17 protein-coding genes and 2 pseudogenes are annotated in these 23,381 nt (G+C 49.3%); 5 read left to right on the top strand and 14 right to left on the bottom strand.

The window, feature by feature from the left end; translation table 11 throughout:
• Positions 1-134 precede the first annotated feature (134 nt).
• From ACFX4O_RS23665 to ACFX4O_RS23645, 5 genes are all read right to left on the bottom strand, one after another.
• Complete coding sequence (locus tag ACFX4O_RS23665; protein WP_380211675.1) at positions 135-1,790, bottom strand: ShlB/FhaC/HecB family hemolysin secretion/activation protein; 1,656 nt, start codon at positions 1,788-1,790, stop codon at positions 135-137.
• 725 nt (positions 1,791-2,515) lie between these two features.
• The gene (gene alaE, locus ACFX4O_RS23660) at positions 2,516-2,977 is read right to left on the bottom strand and encodes an L-alanine exporter AlaE (protein WP_380211674.1); all 462 of its coding nucleotides are present in this window, start codon (positions 2,975-2,977) and stop codon (positions 2,516-2,518) included.
• 218 nt (positions 2,978-3,195) lie between these two features.
• Positions 3,196-6,261 (bottom strand): efflux RND transporter permease subunit, encoded by a 3,066-nt coding sequence (locus ACFX4O_RS23655; protein WP_380211673.1) that lies wholly within the window; start codon positions 6,259-6,261, stop codon positions 3,196-3,198.
• Complete coding sequence (locus tag ACFX4O_RS23650; RefSeq protein WP_131413769.1) at positions 6,258-7,367, bottom strand: efflux RND transporter periplasmic adaptor subunit; 1,110 nt, start codon at positions 7,365-7,367, stop codon at positions 6,258-6,260. The genes ACFX4O_RS23655 and ACFX4O_RS23650 overlap by 4 nt, the downstream gene beginning before the upstream one ends.
• 75 nt (positions 7,368-7,442) lie before the next feature.
• Positions 7,443-8,057, bottom strand: a complete 615-nt coding sequence (locus ACFX4O_RS23645) for a TetR/AcrR family transcriptional regulator (RefSeq protein ID WP_380211672.1) — start codon at positions 8,055-8,057, stop codon at positions 7,443-7,445.
• 89 nt (positions 8,058-8,146) lie between these two features.
• Between ACFX4O_RS23645 and ACFX4O_RS23640 the strand changes: the two genes are divergently transcribed.
• Both ACFX4O_RS23640 and ACFX4O_RS23635 read left to right on the top strand, forming a co-directional pair.
• The gene (locus ACFX4O_RS23640) at positions 8,147-9,613 is read left to right on the top strand and encodes an efflux transporter outer membrane subunit (protein WP_380211671.1); all 1,467 of its coding nucleotides are present in this window, start codon (positions 8,147-8,149) and stop codon (positions 9,611-9,613) included.
• A gap of 74 nt (positions 9,614-9,687) precedes the next feature.
• Positions 9,688-10,179, top strand: a complete 492-nt coding sequence (locus ACFX4O_RS23635; RefSeq protein WP_380211670.1) for an NAD(P)-binding domain-containing protein — start codon at positions 9,688-9,690, stop codon at positions 10,177-10,179.
• Between the two features lie 91 nt (positions 10,180-10,270).
• On the opposite strand, the gene ACFX4O_RS23630 is transcribed toward ACFX4O_RS23635, so the two are convergent.
• Positions 10,271-10,930 (bottom strand): TetR/AcrR family transcriptional regulator, encoded by a 660-nt coding sequence (locus ACFX4O_RS23630; protein ID WP_380211669.1) that lies wholly within the window; start codon positions 10,928-10,930, stop codon positions 10,271-10,273.
• A gap of 120 nt (positions 10,931-11,050) precedes the next feature.
• Here ACFX4O_RS23630 and ACFX4O_RS23625 point away from each other — a divergent pair, with 120 nt between their 5' ends.
• The 3 genes and pseudogenes from ACFX4O_RS23625 to ACFX4O_RS23615 form a co-directional block, all read left to right on the top strand.
• Positions 11,051-11,944 (top strand): NAD(P)/FAD-dependent oxidoreductase, encoded by an 894-nt coding sequence (locus ACFX4O_RS23625; protein WP_380211668.1) that lies wholly within the window; start codon positions 11,051-11,053, stop codon positions 11,942-11,944.
• A 55-nt stretch (positions 11,945-11,999) separates the two neighbouring features.
• Positions 12,000-12,380 (top strand): antibiotic biosynthesis monooxygenase family protein, encoded by a 381-nt coding sequence (locus tag ACFX4O_RS23620; protein ID WP_380211667.1) that lies wholly within the window; start codon positions 12,000-12,002, stop codon positions 12,378-12,380.
• Between the two features lie 353 nt (positions 12,381-12,733).
• Positions 12,734-13,801, top strand: a pseudogene (locus ACFX4O_RS23615) (IS30 family transposase); the annotation flags it as partial.
• Between the two features lie 211 nt (positions 13,802-14,012).
• Here the strand turns inward: ACFX4O_RS23615 and ACFX4O_RS23610 are convergent.
• From ACFX4O_RS23610 to radC, 8 genes and pseudogenes are all read right to left on the bottom strand, one after another.
• The gene (locus ACFX4O_RS23610; protein WP_380211665.1) at positions 14,013-15,854 is read right to left on the bottom strand and encodes a nuclease domain-containing protein; all 1,842 of its coding nucleotides are present in this window, start codon (positions 15,852-15,854) and stop codon (positions 14,013-14,015) included.
• Between the two features lie 9 nt (positions 15,855-15,863).
• Complete coding sequence (locus ACFX4O_RS23605; RefSeq protein WP_380211664.1) at positions 15,864-18,407, bottom strand: AAA family ATPase; 2,544 nt, start codon at positions 18,405-18,407, stop codon at positions 15,864-15,866.
• A gap of 122 nt (positions 18,408-18,529) precedes the next feature.
• Positions 18,530-19,798, bottom strand: a pseudogene (locus ACFX4O_RS23600) (tyrosine-type recombinase/integrase).
• Between the two features lie 347 nt (positions 19,799-20,145).
• The gene (locus ACFX4O_RS23595; RefSeq protein ID WP_380211662.1) at positions 20,146-21,153 is read right to left on the bottom strand and encodes a restriction endonuclease; all 1,008 of its coding nucleotides are present in this window, start codon (positions 21,151-21,153) and stop codon (positions 20,146-20,148) included.
• Positions 21,154-21,229: 76 nt separating this feature from the next.
• The gene (locus ACFX4O_RS23590; protein ID WP_380211660.1) at positions 21,230-22,060 is read right to left on the bottom strand and encodes a DUF4942 domain-containing protein; all 831 of its coding nucleotides are present in this window, start codon (positions 22,058-22,060) and stop codon (positions 21,230-21,232) included.
• Between the two features lie 112 nt (positions 22,061-22,172).
• Positions 22,173-22,493, bottom strand: a complete 321-nt coding sequence (locus tag ACFX4O_RS23585) for a TA system toxin CbtA family protein (RefSeq protein WP_380211658.1) — start codon at positions 22,491-22,493, stop codon at positions 22,173-22,175.
• 36 nt (positions 22,494-22,529) lie between these two features.
• A complete protein-coding gene (locus ACFX4O_RS23580) occupies positions 22,530-22,853 on the bottom strand; it encodes a type IV toxin-antitoxin system YeeU family antitoxin (RefSeq protein ID WP_286457446.1) in 324 nt (107 codons plus the stop codon).
• Between the two features lie 32 nt (positions 22,854-22,885).
• Positions 22,886-23,356 carry a DNA repair protein RadC gene (radC, locus tag ACFX4O_RS23575; protein ID WP_380211655.1) on the bottom strand — a complete coding sequence of 157 codons (471 nt, stop codon included), beginning with the start codon at positions 23,354-23,356 and terminating at the stop codon, positions 22,886-22,888.
• Between the last annotated feature and the right edge of the window lie 25 nt (positions 23,357-23,381).

The following is a 23,381-nucleotide window of genomic DNA, read 5'->3' as shown; positions in this document are numbered from 1 at the left end:
GCCGGGCCGGTCGGCGTGATGGCCGCCGCGAAGGAAGGTGCCACGGGCTGCCAGACCAGCAGGCCGATAATCAGCCAACTGAGTGCGCGCTGCGAAAAACGAACCGGTTTATCGGTATTCATCCTTGTCTTCCTTTAAAAAGTGACAGCCACTCGCCAGTTAAATATCAGGTGGTCCGGGCCGAGCCAGTCCGGGTAACGCAGCGGTGTGCCGACAGAGACCTGGCTTGCGAACCAGCGCCCGGCGCTGCCCAGGCCCGCAGAGGTTCCCCAGAGCGTGCCGGCGGCGTACCGGTCAAGCCGGTCTTTCTCCAGCCAGCCGCCGTCCAGCGCCGCGGTGGCGCTTATCTGCCCGAGCACCGGCAGCGTGAAGAGGGTGTAATTCACTTCGTTGCGCCAGTAACCGCCGTTATCGCCGGAGATGTACTGCTCTTTGAAACCACGCACCGAGCTTTCACCACCAAGCGTCAGGCGCTCGCTGCCGTAGAGCCGGTCCGGCGACCACTGCCCGTACAGGCTGGTCAGCCACAGCAGGTCGCTGGTGAGCGGGCGCTGAAAACTGGCGCTGAGGCTCCCCTTGCGGAACTGCGCGCGCGGCACATCACCGGTTTTGCCTTCATCGGTTTCGGCGTTAAACCACGGCATGCCGTGGCTGTAGGTCGGGTTAAAGGTCGCCACGCCGCCCAGTAGTTTCTGTGTGTGGCTGATGCCAAGCTGCAGGCTGGAGAGGTTGCGCGTGCTGCTGACCAGCGGGGCGTCGTTAAGCCAGTTGCGCGATGCGCGCTGCGTGATGCCGGCGCTGAGCGCGGTTTTGATATCGCCGTTGCGGAACACCACGCGCGAGAGGTTCAGGCGGTGGGTTTTCGTGTCCCCGGTGGAGACCCACGGAAACCCCTGGTTGAGGATGGTGGTGCGGTAGTTGCTCCAGGCGTAGCTGTAATCCAGCAGGCTGTAACCATACGGAATACTGAGCCCGGCCTGAAAACTCTGCGCGTCATACCCGGTGGCGAAATCGCTGCTGCGCCCGCCGCTGACAAACCATTTATCCGCCAGCCCCAGTAAATTGTTGCCGGTCAGTGAGCCGTTCAGCTGATTTTCACCGGTGCTTTTCTGCCCGCTGTTATCCAGCGACACAGAGGTACTTAACGGAAATTCCGGCGTGGCGGTTAAATTCACGGTGGAATAACCGGGTTCGCTGTCCGGCACTATTTCAATCTGTACCGGCTGACTGCGCAGACGGTTAATCTGCTCCATGCCCTGCTCAATATCCCGCAGGTTGAGAACTTTCCCTTCCCGCCCCGGAAATACCATTTTCAGCATGCGCGGGGATTCACCTTCCAGACGGATATGACGTAATTTCCCCTCCAGCACCACAATGCGTAATTCGCCGTGGGATAAATCCTGCTCGGTAAGAAACGCGCGGCTGGTAATATAGCCCCGGCTGATATACCAGTCGGAAATGGCGGCGGTGAGTCCGGTTATTTTCGCCATATTCAGGCACTGGTTCTGCCAGGGCGCGAGCAGCTTCTGCTGCGCTTTTTCACTGATGAGCGTCACGCCGGAAAGGGTGATGGTGTGGATATCAAAACAGGGGCCACCGGCCTGCGTGTCAGACGGGGTGCGGCCTGCGCGCGGCAGCGGTGTACTGCGCTCCAGCTCGTCGCGCTGCTGCTGGTTCTGGCGCAGCAGTTGTTCCTGCTGCTGACGGACGGCATCACGATCCGCCGGTGATAAGGGTGCGGCCTGCAATGCCGCCGTGACAAAAAATAACCACACCACTAAATAGCGCACGTAAGCCCATCCCTGACCAGAATAAAGGTAACCCTCACCAGTAAATTTTGGTTAGGTTAGTTATAGTCATCATTTTTAAGTATTTTCTTATGGGCTTAATGAAAAAACAATATTCAGGACGCAAATAGACAAATCCTATCTAAATTTAGGTTTAGCGCCGGATATATTCCATATTCATTATTTAGAGTAACCTAACCGATTGGAGAAACATAAACTGAGCAGGATTAACAATAATCCAACAGTTCACATCGCTATTTGAAACTATTTCTCATGACCTTTCGTTATACATAAACCGAAAAGTGGAAAATTCACTAACACTTCATGAGCGATGATTTAATAATTTCAAAGGTAAAGATTAAACACATGAGCATGGTGAGCGTATTCTAAAACGGCTAATCAGCCATGACAGAATAAAATGATTAACTGCCGTGAGAAAATACCAGGGATTAAACTCGAAATATATTATGTATCGTTGCATTATTCTAAACAGGATCTTATGAAATTGAGCATTGACCACAAATAAATAAGATCCCCTGTTCCCCCCTATTGAAAGAAAAGCCTCACCTTAACAGGTTTGCCACCAACAACGATGATTTGCTCAAGCGGTGCTCAATGAGTTTCACTTTCCCCCAGGCAACCCTGCTAATTCATCATCGTCGGATTGTGATTGGCTCCCGATGGCTTAACATGCCGGGGAAAAGTTAGCCTCGGGCACAGGAGAAAATTCAGTTATTCAATGACATCGGTTTGTCGCCGCCTGGTGGTAAGCCAAACAGCTTACGCACCGCATTAAGAAAAGCACCATAAGGGCGCCCCAGAAAGAGCATCATCAACGCTGCACCTAAAGTCCCTTTTATCAGCCCGCTTCCCGAGGCCCCACTCACCGCAATGATCACTGCATAAATAGGCACTTGAAAACTTACAAGTGCAACGCTGTCCCATAGCAATTTTGAAAGCCGACTTGTACCGGCACGCTTCATTAACCAATCCCGCCATATGCCGTATGGCCTTGCCACCGGAACCATCAGCGCTGCCCCGAGAAGCCTGGCATGAAACACTTGTTCCCACGACATGCCCGCGAGAACGCGTTCATTAATGATGCCCGTGATGGTGAAAAAAACGATTAACGCGGTGGTGTCTGCCAAAAATGCAGTTCGACGTTTTGTCTGCTCCGGACGCTGAGGCAAATTTTATTTCCTGTCGTGGTGTGGTGTTAAAACGCGCATTCATCAAAAACAGATGACTCGTAATAGTAGTACAAAGGGCGGAGTGAGCCGCTCAGGCCGCTATTGCTCAGAAAGCGGTAAATCACGGGCAGCGAACTGCGTTTGCGAATTTCTTATCGCTTTGCAACCGCGGATTCCTGAACGTCATCGCCGTAATGCACCACACCACGCCAAAAATATTAGGTTGAAGCCGGGCTCTTTATCCGGAACCAGATGGCATACATGGCAGGCAGGAATACCAGCGTAATGATGGTCCCACCCAGTGTCCCACCTATCAGGGTATAGGCAAGGGTTCCCCAGAACACCGAATGTGTTAACGGGATAAAGGCCAGAATGGCCGCCATCGCCGTGAGCAGTACAGGCCTGGAGCGCTGTACCGTTGCCTCAATGACCGCATGGAATGGTTCAAGCCCTTCCTGCTCATTATGATGAATCTGCCCTATAAGAATCAGCGTGTTACGCATCAAAATCCCAGACAAAGCAATCAAACCAACCAGCGCATTGATGCCAAAGGGCTGGTTGAAGAGCAGCAAGGTTGGCACCACGCCTACCAGCCCCAGAGGTGCAGTCATAAACACCATCACCATCGCCGCCATCGAACGCACCTGAAGGATAATGATCAGCAGTGTCATGGCTATCATGATTGGGAATAAGGGGGCCATCGCTTTGGTGGCTTTCCCTGACTCCTCAATCGAGCCAGCTTCATCAATACGGTATCCATCCGGAAGCGTTGTGATGATGGGCTGCAGTTGCTTCATAATTGCAGTGGAGACATCCGGCGGCTGCTGGGATTCAGCGATATCACCCCGCACGGTAATGGTTGGCGTACGGTCACGACGTCGCAGGACCGGGTCTTCCATGCGCACTTCGACCTCGCCAACCTGCGATAATGGGATACGCTGCCCTGCGGAGCCGACCAGGGTGAAACCCGCTATTTTCGCAGGATCAAGCCTGATATCCCCGGCAGCACGCCCCATAACCTGCACCGAACGAATATCTTCTCGCACAGCGGTGATCGGGATGCCCGAAAGCAGGAACTGAAGCTGCTGTGCAACGGCGTTTGATGTCAGCCCTACCGCCTGCAGGCGATCCTGATTCAGGGTGAAATGCAGTGTCGGTACGCGTGAGCCCCAGTCCGTGTTGACCGTTCTCATCAGCGGGCTGGCCTGCATCAGCGTTTTCACCTTATCTGCAATGTCGCGTAATACAGTCGGATCAGGCCCTGTCACACGGAAGGCAACCGGATAGGGTGAATAGGGGCCAAACACCAGTTGGGTCACGCGAACCCGCGCCTCAGGAGCCAGTCCATCGGCCACCGCCTGGCGAAGACGGAACTTGAGTGCCTCACGGGATTCCTGACTGTCCGTCAGGATAACAATTTTCGCAAAAGAGGGATCGGGCAGTTCCGGCGCCATGGCGAGATAAAAGCGGGGTGACCCTTGCCCGATATAAGCCGTCACGATTTTTGCTTCTTTCTGGCGCTTCAGCCAGACCTCAATTTTTGTCACGGCGGCGCTGGTTTGTTCAATGGAAGTGCCATACGGCATCTGCACTTCTACGAGAACCTCAGGCCGATCAGACGTCGGGAAAAACTGTTTTTTCACCAGCGCCATACCGAGAATGGCAACGGTGAATACCGCGATGACAGAACCTGCGACCAGCCATTTTCGCGCGATTACCCGCGTCAGCAACTGACGAAAACGGTTGTAGCGGCGGGTGTTGTAGATAGCATCATGCCCCCCTTCAACCGTTTTGATGTCCGGCAGCATTTTCACCCCGAGATACGGCGTAAACACCACCGCCACCACCCAAGAGGCGATTAAGGCAATTCCCACAATCCAGAACATGTTGCTGGTATATTCACCCGCCGTGGATTGCGCAAAGCCGTTGGGCATAAAGCCGACGGCCGTGACCAGCGTACCAGCCAGCATTGGCGCAGCGGTGTGGCTCCAGGCATAGGCCGAGGCTTTGATCCGGTCGTATCCCTCCTCCATTTTCACCACCATCATTTCGATGGCAATAATGGCATCATCCACCAGTAGCCCCAGCGCCAGGATGAGCGATCCCAGGGTTATTCGGTCAAAATTCTTGCCCGTGGCTTCCATCACCACAAAAACAGCCGCCAATGTTAAAGGAACCGCAGCGGCAACCACGACACCGACGCGCCAGCCCATGCTGAGAAAGCAGACCACCATCACCACCAGCAGCGCCACAAAAAACTTGATCATGAACTCGTCTACGGCGGAGCTGATGTTAACGGACTGATCGGTGACTTTCGCAAAAGTCATGCCGAGAGGCATGTCCGCATTGATGCTGGCGGCTTCCTTATCCAGCGCTTTACCCAACTCCAGACCGTTCCAGCCCTCACGCATCACGATACCCAGCAGAAGTGCAGGTTCGCCCTGGTTACGCACCATAAAGGTCGCCGGATCTTCGTAGCCGCGCTCGACCGTCGCCACATCAGAAAGCTTCAGCGTCCTTCCCTGCGCCACAACCGGCGTTTCACGAATTTTTTCCAGTTTGTCAAAAGCGCCATCCAGACGGATAAAAACCTGTGGCCCGTGTGTGTCTATCGAGCCGGCAGGTGTCAGCATGTTCTGGTTGTTCAGGGCAGCAAAGATATCCTGAGCAGAGACCCCCAGGGTTGCCAGACGGTCATGGGAAAATGAGACAAATATCCGCTCGGCCTGCTCACCGATAATATTGACCTTTTTCACCCCGGGAACATGCAATAAGCGCTGGCGTAATGACTCGGCATCGCGCACCAGTAGCCGCTGTGGCTCTCCTTTTGCCTTCAGCGCAAAGAGCGCAAACGTGACATCAGAGAACTCATCGTTGACCATCGGTCCAGATACCCCTGCCGGCAGGTTTTTAGCCTCATCGCTGAGTTTTTTGCGTGCCTGATAGAATTCTTCCTGGACCTCTGAGGGGGGAGTACTGTCCAGCAATGAGAGCATGGTAAAAGCCAGACCGGGACGCGTGTAGGTCTCGGTACGGTCATACCACTTGAGCTCCTGGAGACGCTTCTCCAGCGGTTCGGCCACCTGATCCTGCATTTCCTGAGCCGTCGCGCCGGGCCAGGCAGAAATGATGGTCATCTGCTTGACCGTAAAAGGCGGGTCTTCTGCGCGCCCCAGTCCAAGGAACGAGAGAATACCGGCAACCGTAATCAGCAGAATGAGAAACAGTGTGATGGAACGCTCGCGCACCGCGAGCGCGGAAAGATTGAAACGCCCGCGACTCATGGACGACTCCCGGCGACACTGACATCGCTCTGCTTCGCCAGCCGGACAGTCTCACCGTCATGGAGCAGATGAGCCCCCAGCGCCACGACCTGTTCGCCAGGCTTAAGGCTGCCGGTCACGCTTGCCGCATCATCCCCGAGGCTGACGACCTGCACGGGCCGCCATGTCACTCTGGCGGGATTGCCTGAAATGCGCCAGACCCCCGGACCTTTACCCGCGTCAAACACGGCTGCTAAAGGCACCTGCAGCAACGGCTGCGATGCTCTGCTCTGCGCAATATGGATGGTGACAGTGGATCCCAGAGGGGCGCCAGACAATGGACCGTCGAGCACATACCTTGCCTCAAACGTGCGCGTTAGTGGGTCGGCTGCATCAGAGAGTAACCGCAGTGTCGCGGAAACAGATTGTGTATCGCTGCCGTACAGTGAGGCTTGTGCCGCGCTTCCAACTACCGGGCGCAGCGTCTCAGGTAACTGGACGACCGCTTCGCGTTGTCCAGCCCTCGCAAGCCGGATTACCGGCTGTCCGGCACTGACCACCTGACCTGGTTCGGCCAGCGTATCCATCACCACCCCGTCGGCATCGGCCACCAGGACCGCGTAGCTCATGGCGTTTTGCGCCACATTCGCCTGCGCCTGGGCGGCACTGAGGTCAGCCCTGGCTGTATCTGCGGCAGCCTTAATCTGATCGTAAGCGGATGCCGATACGGCTCCGGTAGTGACCAGACCGCGATAACGCGATTCGTCATCCGCTGTCTGTCGGGCACGCGCTTTTGCTGCGGCGACAGTCTGCTGCTGAGCCTGAGCCTGCAGGCTCAGATCAACCGGGTCCAGCCGCATTAACGGCTGACCACGTTTCACGGCCTGACCGGTATCAACAAGACGTTCCAGGATTTTGCCTTGAACCCTGAAACCAAGGTCGCTCTGAATTCGTGCAACAACCACCCCCGTAAAAGCGCGGGAAATGTCGGTTGCATTGATCGCTGCGGCAGACCTGACCAGAGGCGGCAGACTGCGTGGATCGCTGTTATCGGAAGCATCACCGCAGGCCACAAGGGCAAACGGCAACAGGCAGACAGCAAAGGTGACAGGTTTCAGCCCGAGCATGGGTTCCCTTAATTAATTAAACAGGACAGGAACCCATACTTATACTTGTGACTAATTTTGTCAATAGTCACAATATCAGGGTGACAAACTTCTCAGAATCAGTGATGGCAGCAACACCGCCGCTGCCTGGGCGGTTTCCAGATTATATTGCAGCTGAACCGGGCTGATATAGGGACGCATGACCATAAAAATCGCATCCGCTGCTTCGTCCAGTGGCGTTTTTCTTTCGAACTCACCAGCCTGGCGCCCTTCAACAATGATCTGCTCAATGAGCTGCCGCAGCTGCTGCTCATGAGCTTGTGCTGAGGGCCATTTGTCACGCACAGCAACGGCCGCGATGTCGTGCAACTTACGGTCATGAAAAAATAAATCGCATCCGGATTCTGATAACGCCCTGAACAACCGCCTTATTTTCTCTGCGGCTGTTGGTGCATCCACAATCGCTGCGTTGACAATGTCCCTTATGATCGCCAGCCGGTTAGCGCAGATCACTTCTCCGATCGCCTGTTTGGAATCGAAAAATTTATAGATATAAGCCTTTGAAAAACCAATTGCTTTGGCGAGGTCGGAGACAGTTGTTTTTTCGTAGCCAAAGTGACCGAAATGCTCAGTGGCTGCGTCAACGACCTGTTCACGAACGCTATGGTCGGAAGGTCCCCTGGAAGGGGTTTCATTCATTTGTTTAGTCATTTTTCCATCTTAGCTCAATGAAGCCTGATTGACAACGAGTGACCATTTGGTAATGTAGTCACAACTCAAATTCGACTCAAGGGTTCTTCATGTTTTCCCTAAATACACTTGCACTAATTGTAGGTGCCTGCACTCTGGCAGGCTGTACCGTTGGGCCAGACTACCATCGCCCTGCGGCTCCACTTGCGGAACGTTATCAGGCTCAACCGGCCTTACAGCAACGCAGTACTCCCCTACCTGCCAGTTTATCTGTCTGGTGGGAGGGTTTCAGAGACCCTCTGTTGAGCAGGCTCATTTCAGATGCACTTGCGCAAAATCTCGACCTTGCACAGGCTTCCGCCAGAATGGCTCAGGCCCGGGCCGGGCTGGGAGCCGCAACAGCGGCACTGCTACCTTCCGGAAGTGTCAGTGGGCAAGCTGCGCGCGCTTATCAGTCGGTTGAAACACCATTGGGTCAGGTGGTCAGTTCAACGCCGGATTATAATCGCTACGGCAATTCCTATGAAACCGATCTCAATGCAGGCTGGGAGATAGACCTGTTCGATGGCCTGAGACGAGGCCGTCAGGCGGCCCAGGCCGATTATCAGGCTTCTGAGGCCGGTGTCGCGGCGACACGTCTTGCTGTCGCCGCGCAGACTGCGGATATCTATATCACCCTGCGTGGATTACAGACCCGTCTGGATATTGCGAATAAACAGGTCATCACAGAGCAGCAACTTCTGGAAAAAATTCAGCGTTTATACAGCAAAGGGCTGGCGCCTCAATACCAGGTCCACCAGGCTGAAGGCGCGCTGGCACAGGTGCAGGCAACAGTACCAGTTCTGTACAACGGGCTTGATGCCGCCATGAATGCGCTGGACGTTATGCTCGGTACCCCGCCCGGGAGCCACAGGGCTCAGCTCTCTTTGCCGGGTGCTATTCCGCAGACACCCGAAATCACCGCAATGGGTACGCCTGCAGATCTGCTTCGCCGCAGACCCGATATTATTGTCGCCGAGCGTCATCTGGCCGCATCAAGCGCCCGTATCGGTGTGGCTGTCAGCGAGTATTATCCAAAGTTTTCCCTTAACGCACTGCTTGGCAGCGCAACGGCAGTGTCAGGCGATAATCTTTTCACTGCCGGTGCCAGCCAGTCGTCGGGTGTGCTGGGATTACGCTGGCGGCTTTTTGACTTTGGTCGTATTAACGCCCAGATAGAGCAGGCTAAAGGCCAGGAAGCAGAAGCTCTTGCCGCTTATCGTCTGTCAGTGTTACGCGCAACCGAAGATGTTGAGAATGCCTTCTCGGCACTGGTCAATCGCCAGACACAAGCAGCCACACTGACCCGCGGTGAAACCGCCCTGTCCAGCGCCCGACAGTCTTCTTTTATCGCTTTTCAGCAAGGAACAGCCAGCCTGATTGACGTGCTGCACAACAATGAAACGCTTCTCCAGGCTTCCGATGCCAGAGCGCAGGCGCAGACAGAATCGGCCCGTGCAGCAGTGGCGGCATTCAGGGCGCTGGGCGGTGGCTGGCAATCGTCATTACCTGGCGAAATAACAAATAAACCCGGTTAAAGGAGCCGCTGGTTTTATCAGTACGAGCAAAAAATTGTTTATTCGAATGAGCGTAACGGAAAAACGGTGGCTATATGATGACGCGAATTGGCATTCTTGGAATAAATGATCTGACTGAAACCTTTCTGTCTGAGTTATTCCGCCTTGACCCTCACGCTTATGTTTTTCTTTCATCCGGGGATCATGAGCGCGCAAACCTGCTGGCAAGGAAGTTTCCGTGCTGGATTCAGGATGATGTTCAGGCGGTAATTAACGAAGCAGATACCATTATCATTACGACAGAAACATCTTCCTCTGAAAACCCGCAGGAAAAACTCGAGTACCGAAAATCACAATTAGTCTTTTTTTTGGAAGCATGGCCATCAATAAACAGTCAGGTAATTTCACCCCAGACGGATAAAAAAATAAACTTTACAACCAGACATGTGGCGCTGGCTAACATTTCACCATTCATTCATTTAACAGAAGTGCAGATTGATGATTATCTTTTTATTCTTAAGGTCCTGTTAGTGGCAATGAAACCCGTGCATACGCTTGATGTCAATTTCAGATCGTCATCTGAATGAACCCTATCTTGACAGCAATCTTTGCAGGCGCCAGCTAAGACGCCTGGGCGTTACGTTGCGACCAGGATGGAACCGGGAATATGTGGCAGGATCACATCCGTGCTAGCGTCCCCTGGATGCCACCGTGTGCAGCGATGAACATGGCGACGGCCGACCGACAATAGGATTCGATTTCGTTGTCATCCTCTGCTCTGGTCTCATCAAAGCGCGCGATCATCAGAAGGTCGGAGCCTTTGAAAAGCGCGGCAAACAAGCGAGCGGACTGAAGAGGATCGGGAACGTTCAGAAGCTGCTTCGCGTGCAACTGACGCAGAAGGACCTCGATTTGGGCGATGACATGAACGGGCCCGGCTTCGTAATGGAGTTTGCTTAACGACTTTTGATTCGTCTTGTCGGCCATGACCATAGCTTCGACACTACTGACGTCTGATCTCAACAGCGTGCGAAGCAGTAATGATCCCACCGCCATCAGCTGATCTTCAACCGAACCATCGACGCCTTCAAGAAGAGCCTGTGGCGCAAAAAACTGATGGCAGCCGGCCACAATAGCCGCACTGAACAGCGCCTCCTTGTTATCGAAGTGCCGATAGATGCTGAGCTTGGATATTTTCGCTCGCTGGGCGATTTTGTCCAGTGTCGTCGCCTGAAATCCCAATTCCACAAAGAGTTCGGACGCGGCATCAATGATTGTCTGGCCAAGCGCCTCGTTGACGGGCCGGCCCCGCCGGGTCTGGCTGTTTTTATTGGTCACTAAATATAGTCCTTGACAGTATCATAATTCCATAATTAAGATACCACACAGTTTCATAAATATGCAAGGTACGCCAGACGCAGCCCATCTCCCTCCATCCAAAACCCGGAGCCCATCACCATGAATGACGTCATTATCATCGGCGGCAGCTTTGCAGGCCTCGCCGCCGCCCTGCAGCTTGGCCGTGCCCGTCGCACGGTCACCGTTCTCGGTACTGGCCTTCAGCGCAACCGCTTTGCTAGCCGCTCGCACGGTGTACTCGGCCACGATGACAAGCCACCGTCCGACATCCTGGCCGCGGCGCGGGAGCAACTCGCGCGCTACCCTGCTATCAGGATGGTTAATGTCCGCGCGGACAGCATCTCCGGTACCATCGAGAATTTCTCCGTCCTCACTAGTGATGGTGAAACCCTGAGCGCGCGCCGCCTGATCCTCAGCTATGGCGTTGTTGACCAGATGCCTGATATTCCTGGCTTTGCTGAAGACTGGGGCACATCCGTCATCCCATGCCCCTATTGTGATGGTTTCGAAGTTGCTGACCAGCACTGGGGCCTCGTCTGGTCTGGCCCGCAGTCGATGAATCAGGTCAGGCTGTTTCACGACTGGACCGACAGGTTGACGGTCTTCAGCAATGGTCACGACATCACCCCCGATATACGGGCCGATCTGGCGGCCCGCCAGGTACCTCTCGTTGATGGCTGGATCTCCGAAATCGCACGTCACGGGAGCCATAGTGCCACCATCAGGATCGATACCGGCCCCGATGTCGCAGTCGATGTCCTGTTCGCGCATCCGCGTACCAGGCCGTCCGCAAGCCTTCATGACGCACTGGGCCTCGCCACGGTCAATACGCCGACCGGCATCGCCCTCAAGACCGACGAGCGCCGCGAAACCAGCATGCCCGGTATCTACGCCGCCGGTGACCTTGCCAACCCCGGAATACCCTCGGTCACCACGGCAACATGGCAGGGCGTGATGGCAGGTATTTTCGCCCAGCAGTCGATGCTCGTCTGAGTGCAGGCAGCATCGATCACCCCAGTTCAATTTCACCATAGACAGGAGCGCCACCATGGCCGCCATAAAACCATTCAAACCTTTAGACGAGAAATTTCCGTTTGACCGCCAACTCGGTATTGCGGCCGCACCTCTTGTGCTCATCAACCTCTTCACGGTCGTCGATCCCGCCGATGAAGCGGGTTTTTTGGACGCTTTCCGGGCGGCTGCAGAAGTCATAACGAAGGCACCGGGCTTCATTTCCATGCAACTACATCGGGCGATCGGCGATAGCCCGACTTACCTGAACTATGTAATGTGGGAATCCACCGAGGCGGTCCGCGCCGCCTTCGCTGATCCCGGGTTCCTCGCGAAACTTCCGGCTTATCCTTCATCCGTCGTGGCCAGCCCGCACCTGTTCCAGAAGGTCGCCGTTCCCGGTTTCTGCACTGCCTGACTCCGGAAATATGACAAGGCTCGACGGCGGGAATCTTCGCCAGCAGTCGATGCGGGTTTGAGAGCATAGATTCTTCTCCGGTTGTGTCGTCGCCTTCGCAGAGGTTGGTGTAGATCAGAGAGGTGGAATACGTATCGTCGAGTTTGACGGAGTGGCAGGAGCGCGGCTCCCTCGACTTGCGACGCCCGAGATGATAATGCGCGGGTCTGGTGTCTTATCTCTGATATTGAGTAGCGTCATATTTGAGTCGCTGCAGATTTGACGGACATGAACGCGCCAATTCATCGTCCGCTCCTCGCTGTGAGTTCAACGGGTCGATGCAACGCTATCCTTAATCGAAGGGGGACGTTGCCATGAAACGAAGAACTCGCATCTACTACACACCAGAACAAAAGGCGATTATCTGGGACAGATATAAGCAAGGTGATTCCCTGCATGATATCGCCAGAATGTTCGACAGATTTCACTCTTCTATTATGCCCACAATCCACCAGACAGGTGGCTACCGTCCTCCCGTGCGAAAGCGGCACCGGTTAGCGCTTTCGCTAGGTGAAAGAGAAGAGATATCCAGAGGACTGGTAGCAAAACGCAGCATCAGGGACATTGCTGCCAAATTATCAAGAGCTCCCTCAACGATTAGCCGCGAGATCAGGAGGCACGGCGGTGCAAAACAATATCGTGCAGCAAAAGCCGATACTGCTGCGTGGGAAAATGCTCTGAGACCAAAACCCTGCAAGCTAATTGAAAGCCCCGCATTGTGTAAAATCATTGCAGAGAAGATGCATCAGGACTGGTCACCGGAACAGATCGCCGGTTGGCTGACACGCTGTTATCCGGATAGTCAGGAAATGCATGTGTCACACGAAACGATATATAAAACGCTTTTTATACAAACCCGGGGAGCGTTAAAAAAAGAACTGCAGCAATGCCTCAGAAGCGGAAGAGTCGTGCGTAGATCCAGAACATCATCGCTTAAAGGGAAAGGATTAGGGTCAATCCCGGATACGATCTCTATCAGCGAAAGGCCACCTGAAGCAGCTGACAGAGCCATACCCGGTCACTGGGAAGGTGACCTGATTCAGGACTCTAAAAACTCCTATATCGTCACCCTCGTAGAACGTCATTCCCGTTTTGTTATGCTGGCCAAAGTCAGGGACAACAAGACCATAACGGTTATATCTGCACTCATCAAACAAGCCCGGGAATTACCTGCTGAGCTTTATAAAACATTAACATGGGACCGGGGTGCTGAAATGACCAGCCATACCCGGTTTACCGTAGCCACAGATATTCAGGTTTACTTCTGCGATCCTCAATCCCCCTGGCAACGCGGCTCAAATGAAAATACAAACAGGTTACTCAGACAGTATTTTCCAAAAGGAACTGACTTATCAGTTCACAGCCAGCAAAGACTAAACAGTGCATTTAACTGCATTTATTTCTTTGCAAGTTTGAACCCCGTCAGCGCCAGTCCCGGCGCGGCCTGATCCCGGTCATGCATATGCATTTAAACTGCCCTGTAAAGCGGGCAGGCGAGGCGGGGAAAGCACTGCGCGCATAAATAAATAAAATAAATATCAATACTAAAAAACCCCTCAGAGATTTCCGAACTCTGAGGGGTTTTGATGCAAGTCATGCCCTCTTAAAAAGATCTAAACCTTCTCTTTCTGGAAGAGCTTTACTAAGAAGTAAATCAACTATTCTTTCGACAACCTTTTCAAAGGCCACATTCCCTTCAAACTCACTACCGGGGCTCACCATAGCTATATTCAAGGCTGGAAGTACTGGTACAGGCGCCAATATATTGAACCCCTCACCATGATAATGATTCACTTGAGGCTGCTCATTTGGAGCAATTAGAGTTAGCCCTAGAAGGGTACTTTCACCATGCTTTGAATGCAGCCCATGAAGATATTTCAATGTCAACTCAGGTAAGTAATGTGTGAATGCTTTTTTAGGGGTTGTATATTTAGCATCTAAAATATAATGATAAATATTACTTTCGCTTTTGACTTTTATAACAAAGTCAGGAGAACGATGAGAGAAAAGTTTATGATGACTCCTAACACTAAGGGTGTCGTTATGGAATGTCCAAGCTTCAGTATTTACTAAATCTGCTGAGTCAGCATTTTTGTTAAGTGACATCCAATACTTTGGCTCATATTGCAGAGTGATATAATGCCCATATAAATGGTAAGTAAAATCAAGAGAACTTACTCCACTATCAAGCGAAGGTTGCATTCTTAATTTTTTATCAAGTTGCTCTTTAAGATAAAACAAACAATAATATTCAAAAAGTTTAGGTATGCTTTTAATTGATAGCAACTCATCCTGTTTGCTCCAGTCAGGACTCCCAAAGCGATACCAACTTATTATCTTGTTAAAGATAGTCAAATAAGCTCGATTGTATTTCGCCTTCATTGTTAGGGAGGGGATGCCAACCACTTTCCTTTTTACGGGTATGAACTTATTAATTTTGTTTTGAATTAAATTTAAGAGCAACAGGATGTCATTGCATTTAACGATTTTCCTTTCATTAATTTTGCGCTGAAACCTATTTATTTGGTTATAAAAACTAACATAACCATCACTTACGGGCTTAATTTTCTTTTGCGATACATCGGTATCATAACCTGCGAGCAAACCTGAAACTGAAATTTTCAAAGTATGAATAAAGCCATGTATCACCTGATTTTCATATAGGTCAGTATCTCTTATCAGAACATTTTCTCTTATTTTAGTACTGCCATAAAAATTGCCATCTAATTTAATAATCGCACTAGCATCATCCTCGGTCTCAAATAACTCTTCTGCGTTATCACAAAGCCAACTCAACGTGCGATCGTCAATATTTGAACTTAAAGCAGGAGTAACTAACTTATAAGAAGATACCAACTTAGTTACCGGTTCAGCAATAACGTCACCAATAAGTTTAACTAATGAATTAGTATTATGCTCTATCCATTCCAAAAATATATCCGCAGGCGTATCGCCATCTTTATATCCCGCATTACGCCGCGTTACACGAAAAAAAGCACATAGGGCGTCATTATTATGTTTTGAAAGAAATGACAACATGTTTTCGACACGATCGGCATTTAACTTTTTAGCCAAAACATCAAGCCGTGCTAAATGAAAGTATTTCTCTTCTTTACTACAGCACGTATAAAGATATAACTCGGCTATGCCAAAGAAATTATGGAAGAAGCTTTCATAATACTTACCTCCGATTTTTCTTGGTATCCATGAGTAAATCCACTCATCATTAACTGAGTCATGCTCGCATTGGCTAAATTCAACTTCATTTTCATGTAAGTAAAGCGTAACAGTATCATACTCAACAGTGCTTCTAAATTTCAAAATAACAGATTCATCTTCAAGAAGGAAAGGAGTTAGACTTTGAGCATAATCACGTAAGGGGAGCACAAACGAGCTCCCTTTGCGATTGCCATTCAAGACAACAAACTCAAGCATAACAGCCCCCTAGAAAAATGAATAGGAATCACCGAAAACGTCGCCTTGGTTTATTATGCTATTCAGAGCAGCTTTCGATATTGTGAAATCATACTCATTTAATTTTTGCTCCAAATCGACGAGGCGTTCTTTAAAAGCACTACCATAGCCATCTATCAACGGTAGAATATGTTGACTTACAGCATAATCTAACGGTGGCGTGTGCATACCCTCAATCTCATTTGCAACATGACAATATCGTTTCATAGCATTTATTTTACGCTGACTAACTTTGATAGATGTTGTTCTTTTTATAGGCGCAGCAAGGGCTTCAACTATATTATTCAAAATATTTTGCTCTTCTTGTGTAAAAGAAGCATCAATAGAGTTTATATTGAAGCTATCTTCAAACATATTGAAGTCAATCGCTCCATCATAGTTATTATGCTGCTGCGATACAGCATTTAAATTAAAACTATGATCCATCGTGATTACAGGAACCCTATCTATCAAGCGCGGGGATAGCCTTTCTGTGGTAGAATCATTATTTATAGTTGCAATGAATCTGATATTCTTCCCAACATTTAAATAACGTTCCTTTTGGTTGGGTATACCGGTGTCAAGCACTCTGTTCACTCCCTCAGGATCACACATCCCCAAGAAATCTGACCAATAATGTTCAATACTAGATAAGTTTGCTTCATCTAAAAGTATAAGTTTTAAGAAATCATTATTTTTATCATTTGTCAGGAACTCATACAGCCCTGTTCTCGCCGGTTGATAAGAATCTTTAAGAGAGTTATAAAACCCCAGTATATCTCTTCCAGAAACCCATGCCCTGCCTACTGCGATGTTTAAGAAATTTGTGCCGTTAAATTTGAAATCATCGTCGGTTAAATTCAAATGTCTAGCCAAGCGAATCGCTGTCGAAGTCTTGCCGGTACCGGGAGGACCAGCTAAAACAGTCATAAGAGATTGAGATGTACATATTACCAAATTAGCCATTTCATCAAAGGAAAACGTTCTTCCTCCGTCCGCATCAAACCGCTGGATCAAATAGTTTATATAATCAGCTCGGTTCTCTTTTTCATAGGAAATATCCGACTTTTTAATCTTATTTATAATAACAGTTGTTGTATCATTCTTTTTCTTATCGCCGCGCAAAATTGTAGTTAACGTACTAATTTCAGCGAGTTTATCAGGCAACTGGGGTGATTCTAGCATTGCTTTCTGAGTTATAAATGCGTTTTCTATAACACGATTTTCTGTTTCCATTTCGTGTTTACGACGCTTCAAATAATCCAGTTCCTTATGCAGGGAACCAAACTCCTTAATGTTTTCATGCATCGATAAGAATGAATCAATTGTTTTCTTATGCTCGACAATGCTTTTCTCTAACTTCAGATTATCTTCAGTCAGTTCTCTTTGTTTAACTAAAAGAGCTTGATGAGCATCTTCATCTGATTGTTTCTTTATTTCTTCAATACGTTCTTTAGCTCTTTTCTTTTCGACTTCTATCTTTAGGTTTTCATTAGAAAGCTCTTCTTTTTTAAGATGTAGCTGTCTTTCTATTTCCTTTATTTCAGCATTGATTTCATTTTTCTTATTAGCAAAGTTTTTTTCTAACTCCTCATTTTTCTCTTTAAGCAAAAAGTCTCTATTTTTTTCGAAGTAACTGTTAAGGTAAAGACTTCCTTCTCTGTTATCAGTGAGATATTCGTTGATAATGTCCTTACCATAGTCGCTTTTATCCAAAAAATCAGACAACAGATGCTTGAGGCGTTCAAGCCTTTCATTATTACTTATTGCTTTGTTTTTCTTTACATAATCTTCAATTCCTTGTGATAAACGCTGTGCCTCACTTTTACCCAGCAAAGAATTCTTACCCTTCCCAAAATTATTTTTGGTAAAATAAGAAATAAGCCGCACATCAGAAATGTAATCTATCTGTTCAAAGTTTATAGTCGAAATATCCTTCAGATTACGAATGAATGTTTTTTTAGAGCCCTTTATCTTAAGGTCAACAACTAGCCCTTTTTCATTTAATTCAGAAAGAGGTATTTTAGCAATATAATCAGTATTAAGTTGTAGAGGAGATGGGGTAGTTAGAGGCGATAATAACCAGTTATCATCTTGTTTCGTGGCCTTAAATGGCCCGTACAGGCTGTCCTTGTCGCTTATAAAAAAATAATTACTAGGTAAGTCGAATGCATAATCTACAAAGCCAGTGGCAATATCAGGAAGATTGATATTAAGAACCGGAATAAATAAATGCCTCTCCAGTCGCTCGCTTTTATTTCCTAATGTATAATGCTTTTGCAGTCTTGAGTTTCTTTTCCAGTCATCTTCATCACTCTCGAAGTATTCATTAAGGATGAATATTTCATCGTTCTTAAATGACTGATTCATGCTAAGAAAATTCTTTGAAACAAATATTGCGCCATTCGGAAATTCACCTGGCTGGATGTCAGTGAGGCTTCCATCAAGGCTATAGTGTGACAAAGGTATAACTAATCCCATATCAGGGTTTGCTGAATGATTTTCATCTTTAACAACGAGTAAACGATCGTCCATAACTTCCCCATTAGTCCCTCCAGAAGAGGAGGATTATTAAATAAGATTAATCTAACAGGAATTTGTAAGAAAACATTATTTTTTTATAAAAATTAAGGTGATCGAATTTCATTTATTATCAATTACTTATATGACTTATTGATTTTCGCGAACTCAAAAGCTGTAATAACTTTAAAACGGTTATAGTCTATAAAATCTGCCCACCACTGAACCATTAACCTACGCTCTTCCAAATGCTCAGAAGTATGAGTATACGCCGCACGAACATTGTTGCGCTCTGAGTGGCTTAGTTGACGCTCAATCGCATCGTCGCTCCATAAACCTGACTCACCCAGCGCACCGCGCGCCATAGTTCTAAATCCATGCCCGCAAACCTCGGTTTTCGTGTCATACCCCATTGTGCGTAAGGCACTATTAACCGTGTTCTCGCTCATGACTTTCGCAGCATCGTGATCACCGGGGAAAAGTAGCTCTTTACCGCCACTAATCTGCTTAAGCTGCTCAAGCAAAGCCAACGCCTGACGACTAAGCGGAACGATATGTTCCTCTTTCATCTTCATGCCACGATGAGAGTAACGCACGCCTTTAATTTCTTCTCTTTTTGCAGGTATACGCCAAAGAGATTTATCAAAGTCGAATTCATCCCAGCGCGCAAAACGTAATTAACTAGAACGCACAAAAGTCAATAAGGAAAGTTCAACCGCGATCCGTGTCATTACACGGCCACGATATGCAGCAAGACGTGCAAGGAACTCAGGGAATCTGCCAGAGGGTAAAGCGGGGTAATGTCGCGCTTTGGTTGTAGATAGCGCACCGGCCATATCACTGGCCGGATTAGAGTCGATGTAATCGTTCTGTACTGCATAACGCATAATGGCCGTGACACGCTGTTGCAGGCGCTGCGCGACGTCATGCTTACCGCTGGCATCAACTTTCTTGATCGGGGCTAGCAGATGGCTGGTTTTAAGCTGCCGGATATCAGACGAGCCGATATAAGGAAAGATATACAGCTCAAGGTAACGGAGAACGCGTGATCGATGGTCTTCGCTCCAGCGCTTATTGCTGGCATGCCATTCGAGGGCGATGGTTTGAAAAGTATATGCCCCCGCGTTTTCGGCCAGAGCTTCCTTCTGTTCCGCTTTTGGGTCAATGCCCTGCACTAACAGCTTTTTAGCTTCATCGCGCTTTGTTCTAGCCTGAGCAAGCGTAACTGTGGGCCAGACACCAAAAGCTAGACGATCTTCTTTTTTGTCAGAGGGTCGTCTGTATTTCATCCGCCAGTATTTAGAACCCTTGGCCGAAACCTCAAGATACAAACCACCGCCATCGGCCATTTTGTAGGTTTTGTCTTTAGGCTTTGCAGTCTCTACCTGTCTGGCATTGAGCTTCATTTTGGGGGCACATTTCTAATCGAAGTTAAGATGCCCCCAATTATGCCCCCAGTGCCCCCCGGATTTCAACGGACGGACTCGGACAATACCGGATGCAGAAATCGCTAGAAGCCTTGATTTTAAAGGGTTTAGTGGACTTTCTCGGATGGTCTTGGAAGAGGTCTTGGTGCGAAGGCCGGACTCGAATTTAACACCTAATAGACTGATATCAATGTAGTTTAAAAGCAGGAATAAATGTTTATACCCGCACTTGTACCCACAAGTTAATATTCGTACAAAAAATAGACATTACTAGTGGGGTATAAAGCCATATCAGTAGAACACCGATATGGCCATCAAAGCAAGATTCAGGCAGGCAGGAACGTTTTCTTCAGAGGAACCAAAAGTTTGGTCTCGATATCAACCTGCTCGTAGTTCTCAATAAGCGCCCGGACGAGATCGTCCAGCGTCCAGAGCGTTAGCGGTATAGTCGAGCGGTCGGCTTCATAGCGAGCATCTTTTGTAAAACCACCGGTACTGACATAAAGCCCTCGATCGTCTTTATGACGTCCACCGATAAAGCTACGGATCTGTTGGCTTCCCATTTGCCCTCTACGATGTTTTACCTCAACGACAATACGTGGATTCTCAAATCCAAATCCATCAGGTGAAGCGATGATATCCTTACCACGATCTGGACCCACAGGAGACACCTGTGTTTTATATCCCATGCTGCGTAAAACACCTGCAACCAGATACTCCATCTCCTTCGGATCGAGCCCATTAACTCGATCTTTAATACCTTCACGCGCCAACGACTCCATATCGCGAAGCGGATCAGAAACGATCTCATCTTCATCTATCACAATTGGATTCTGAGTAATAACATCTGCAGTGGGTTTCTTATCCTGCAAAAGCTCCTCTAACGCATATTCTGGAAGCTGGAAAACCGTCAACGTGGAACCCAATGTGTTTTTGGTAGCAACAGACAGTCTATCGCGGTCGATTTCTTGAGTATTCCATTTAACCTGCCGAGCGATCCCCATCCCCTCTTCCACCCATTCAGGATGATATTGGAATTCTGAAGTGACTTTGCCTAGCAAATAAGTACGGTTGGCTGGCGAATAGGTAATAACCCAATCACCCTTTTGGATCTCATTCACAAAACGCCAGACCTGCGATGCACCAGAACGCGCAGTTCCCAGCTTTGTTAAGGGATCTGCCTCCTGGTATAAGGCGAGCAACTGGGCTCGGGACAGGCCGGGTTTGACTAATGGAGCCAGCTGAGACCAACCGATGCCTACAATTTGCTTATCGCGAAAATCGTCATAGAGTTTGCCGCCGTCACCGCGAATCATCCACATTCTGTTGCCCATACGCGTTCCTTCATGAGGAAAAGAAATTACGCTGGATCATAAGCTTGTTAGCCGTAGGCGTCAAAACTATCCAAAATTACTTCGCTAACATTCCTGGGTAGTGTTTAGCGATAATATCGTTCATCCTCTCAACCAACTCCAGGCGCTTAAAAGTCAAGTGCGCAGTGCCCTTCTGAAAGTAGCGAACGCGGAAGAACTCATCCTCATAAACATCCTTATTCGGGTTATCTCGAATATGCGCCATCAAGTGAGTAGTTATATCGCTACGGTTATCAGGCATTGATTTACCATCTAGCAAAAACAGCATTCGCTCCAGGTCTGCCAACTGATCCCTCCGCCAACCCCAGTTAAGGCTAAAGCCCCAGCGGTTATGTGTCACCAGATTGTTGACGATGATTTTCTTACCAAAGCTGCAGGGACTATTGGTTTTATAATCCCACGACAGACCTTTGAAGACGTTAATGATCCCGCGCTCAAAGACTTCCATTTTGTTCAGATGTAACTCTTCAAAAGTACTGAGAATGTTCGCCTCACTGATAGCAGGAAGATCGCCCTCTTCCAGGTTCTTGTGCCACTGGTCGCGAGCCTGTGCGTCCATCAATGCCATCATGCCGGACTTCAGCATCAAATCGCGCCAGATGCTGCGATCTATATTGCGGGTGACGGCAGGCATCGCTTTATCAGCCTTCTCAGTCAGCCAGCTATCGTAGCGGTGCCCGGACTTCATCGCCCAGTCTTGCGCCGTACCACCGCCAATTTCTGAGGTTAGCCGTGAAATGGCATCAAGCTGCTGGATGAGCTGTTCAATTTGCTGCAGCGCTGCATCGCGGCCAGAAACTACTCGTTCGATACTGGTCGAACAGATGAGTTCATTGTGTTCCGTTAATACATCGGGTTCTGTTTGCATCGTCAATCATCCATAAAAGCAAACACGCCTGCCGGAAATGGCAGGCGCATTATGCGATGAATAAAAAAGGTGGAAGTTCAGAGGTAAAAATAAGGAATGGTGCTCGAAGAATTTATATATTCATTAATCCGGTAGCTCGCCTGGCTCTGAGAATATCGATAGCGGTCAGAAATGGTGTCTGCTCTTGCCATGTAAACCCTTTGCGGTCAGTGCGTATTAGTTCATAGCGTTCCACCAGAAAGTTCACCGCATCAGCCAGTGTTATTCCTGCTTCGATATGTTCCTGAATAGCTGAATCATCATGGAATGGTGTGTCGTTTAGCGTTAGACCGTAATGGTGTTCTAGCAGATAAGTTAATAGTTGCTGCCAGACCTGTACAGGCGACAGACGTGACGAAACCGGCACCGTGACCGGTACAGTTGAAATGTGCATGGGTAGAATCCTGAGAAAAGGAGAAGAGAGAAGGTGTTACGGGGTTGGATAAATAGAAATGTAAACGTAACCGCAGCTACCACGGGTATCAGCTATACAGGTTAAACTCGCAAGTTGAATGTTCACCTGACGTTGCTGATGTGGATTTAGTTCGCCAGCACGCAGCATATCTTCCAGTTGTGCTACAAACAGCGGGAAATCTTGGTCCAATTTCTGTAGTTGCTCTGGGGTAAAACACCCCGTCAATCCAGCCCTGTCAGCCAGGTAATGCAGACGCTTGCCCTCCTGTACCAGCCTTGCGCCAAAGCGGGGGGTAATATCACTTTGCAGTCCCCATTGGGGAGAATCAGATAACGACATAACAGTTTCCTTTTGTTGATATTTTGCCGGACCTACAGCCAACCGCACTCTGCAAATGACATCACGTCATCCCCTACCACGAGGTGATCCAGCACACGCACTTCGACCAAGGCCAGTGCATTCATTACCCGCTTTGTGATGTGCCGATCTGCCTGGCTGGGCTCCGTTTCGCCGGATGGATGGTTGTGGGCCAGAATGACCGCAGCGGCGTTATGGCGTAGAGCCGCTTTGACCACTTCGCGAGGATGTACCTCCGTATGGCTGAGCGTGCCGGTAAACAGCGTTTCACGCTCCAGCAAACGATGCTGGTTATCGAGGTACAGGACGATAAAAAATTCCCGCTCAAGGCCCGCCATTTGCAGCTGCAGCCAGGTTTTAGTGAAGCTGGTTGAGGTAAACGACTCTCCCGGCAGGCGCTGATATTTCTCCAGCAGACGCAGGGCTCGACGGATAATGCGTTGTTCGTTAACCGGAAAAACGGGAGATAATGCGATTTCGGACATCACAGTTCCTTAAAACAAAAAGCCT

The organism is Kosakonia sp. YIM B13571 (genome assembly GCF_042788095.1).
GTDB classification, from domain to species: Bacteria; Pseudomonadota; Gammaproteobacteria; order Enterobacterales; family Enterobacteriaceae; genus Kosakonia; species Kosakonia quasisacchari.
This window is presented reverse-complemented; position numbering and strand designations above follow the sequence as displayed.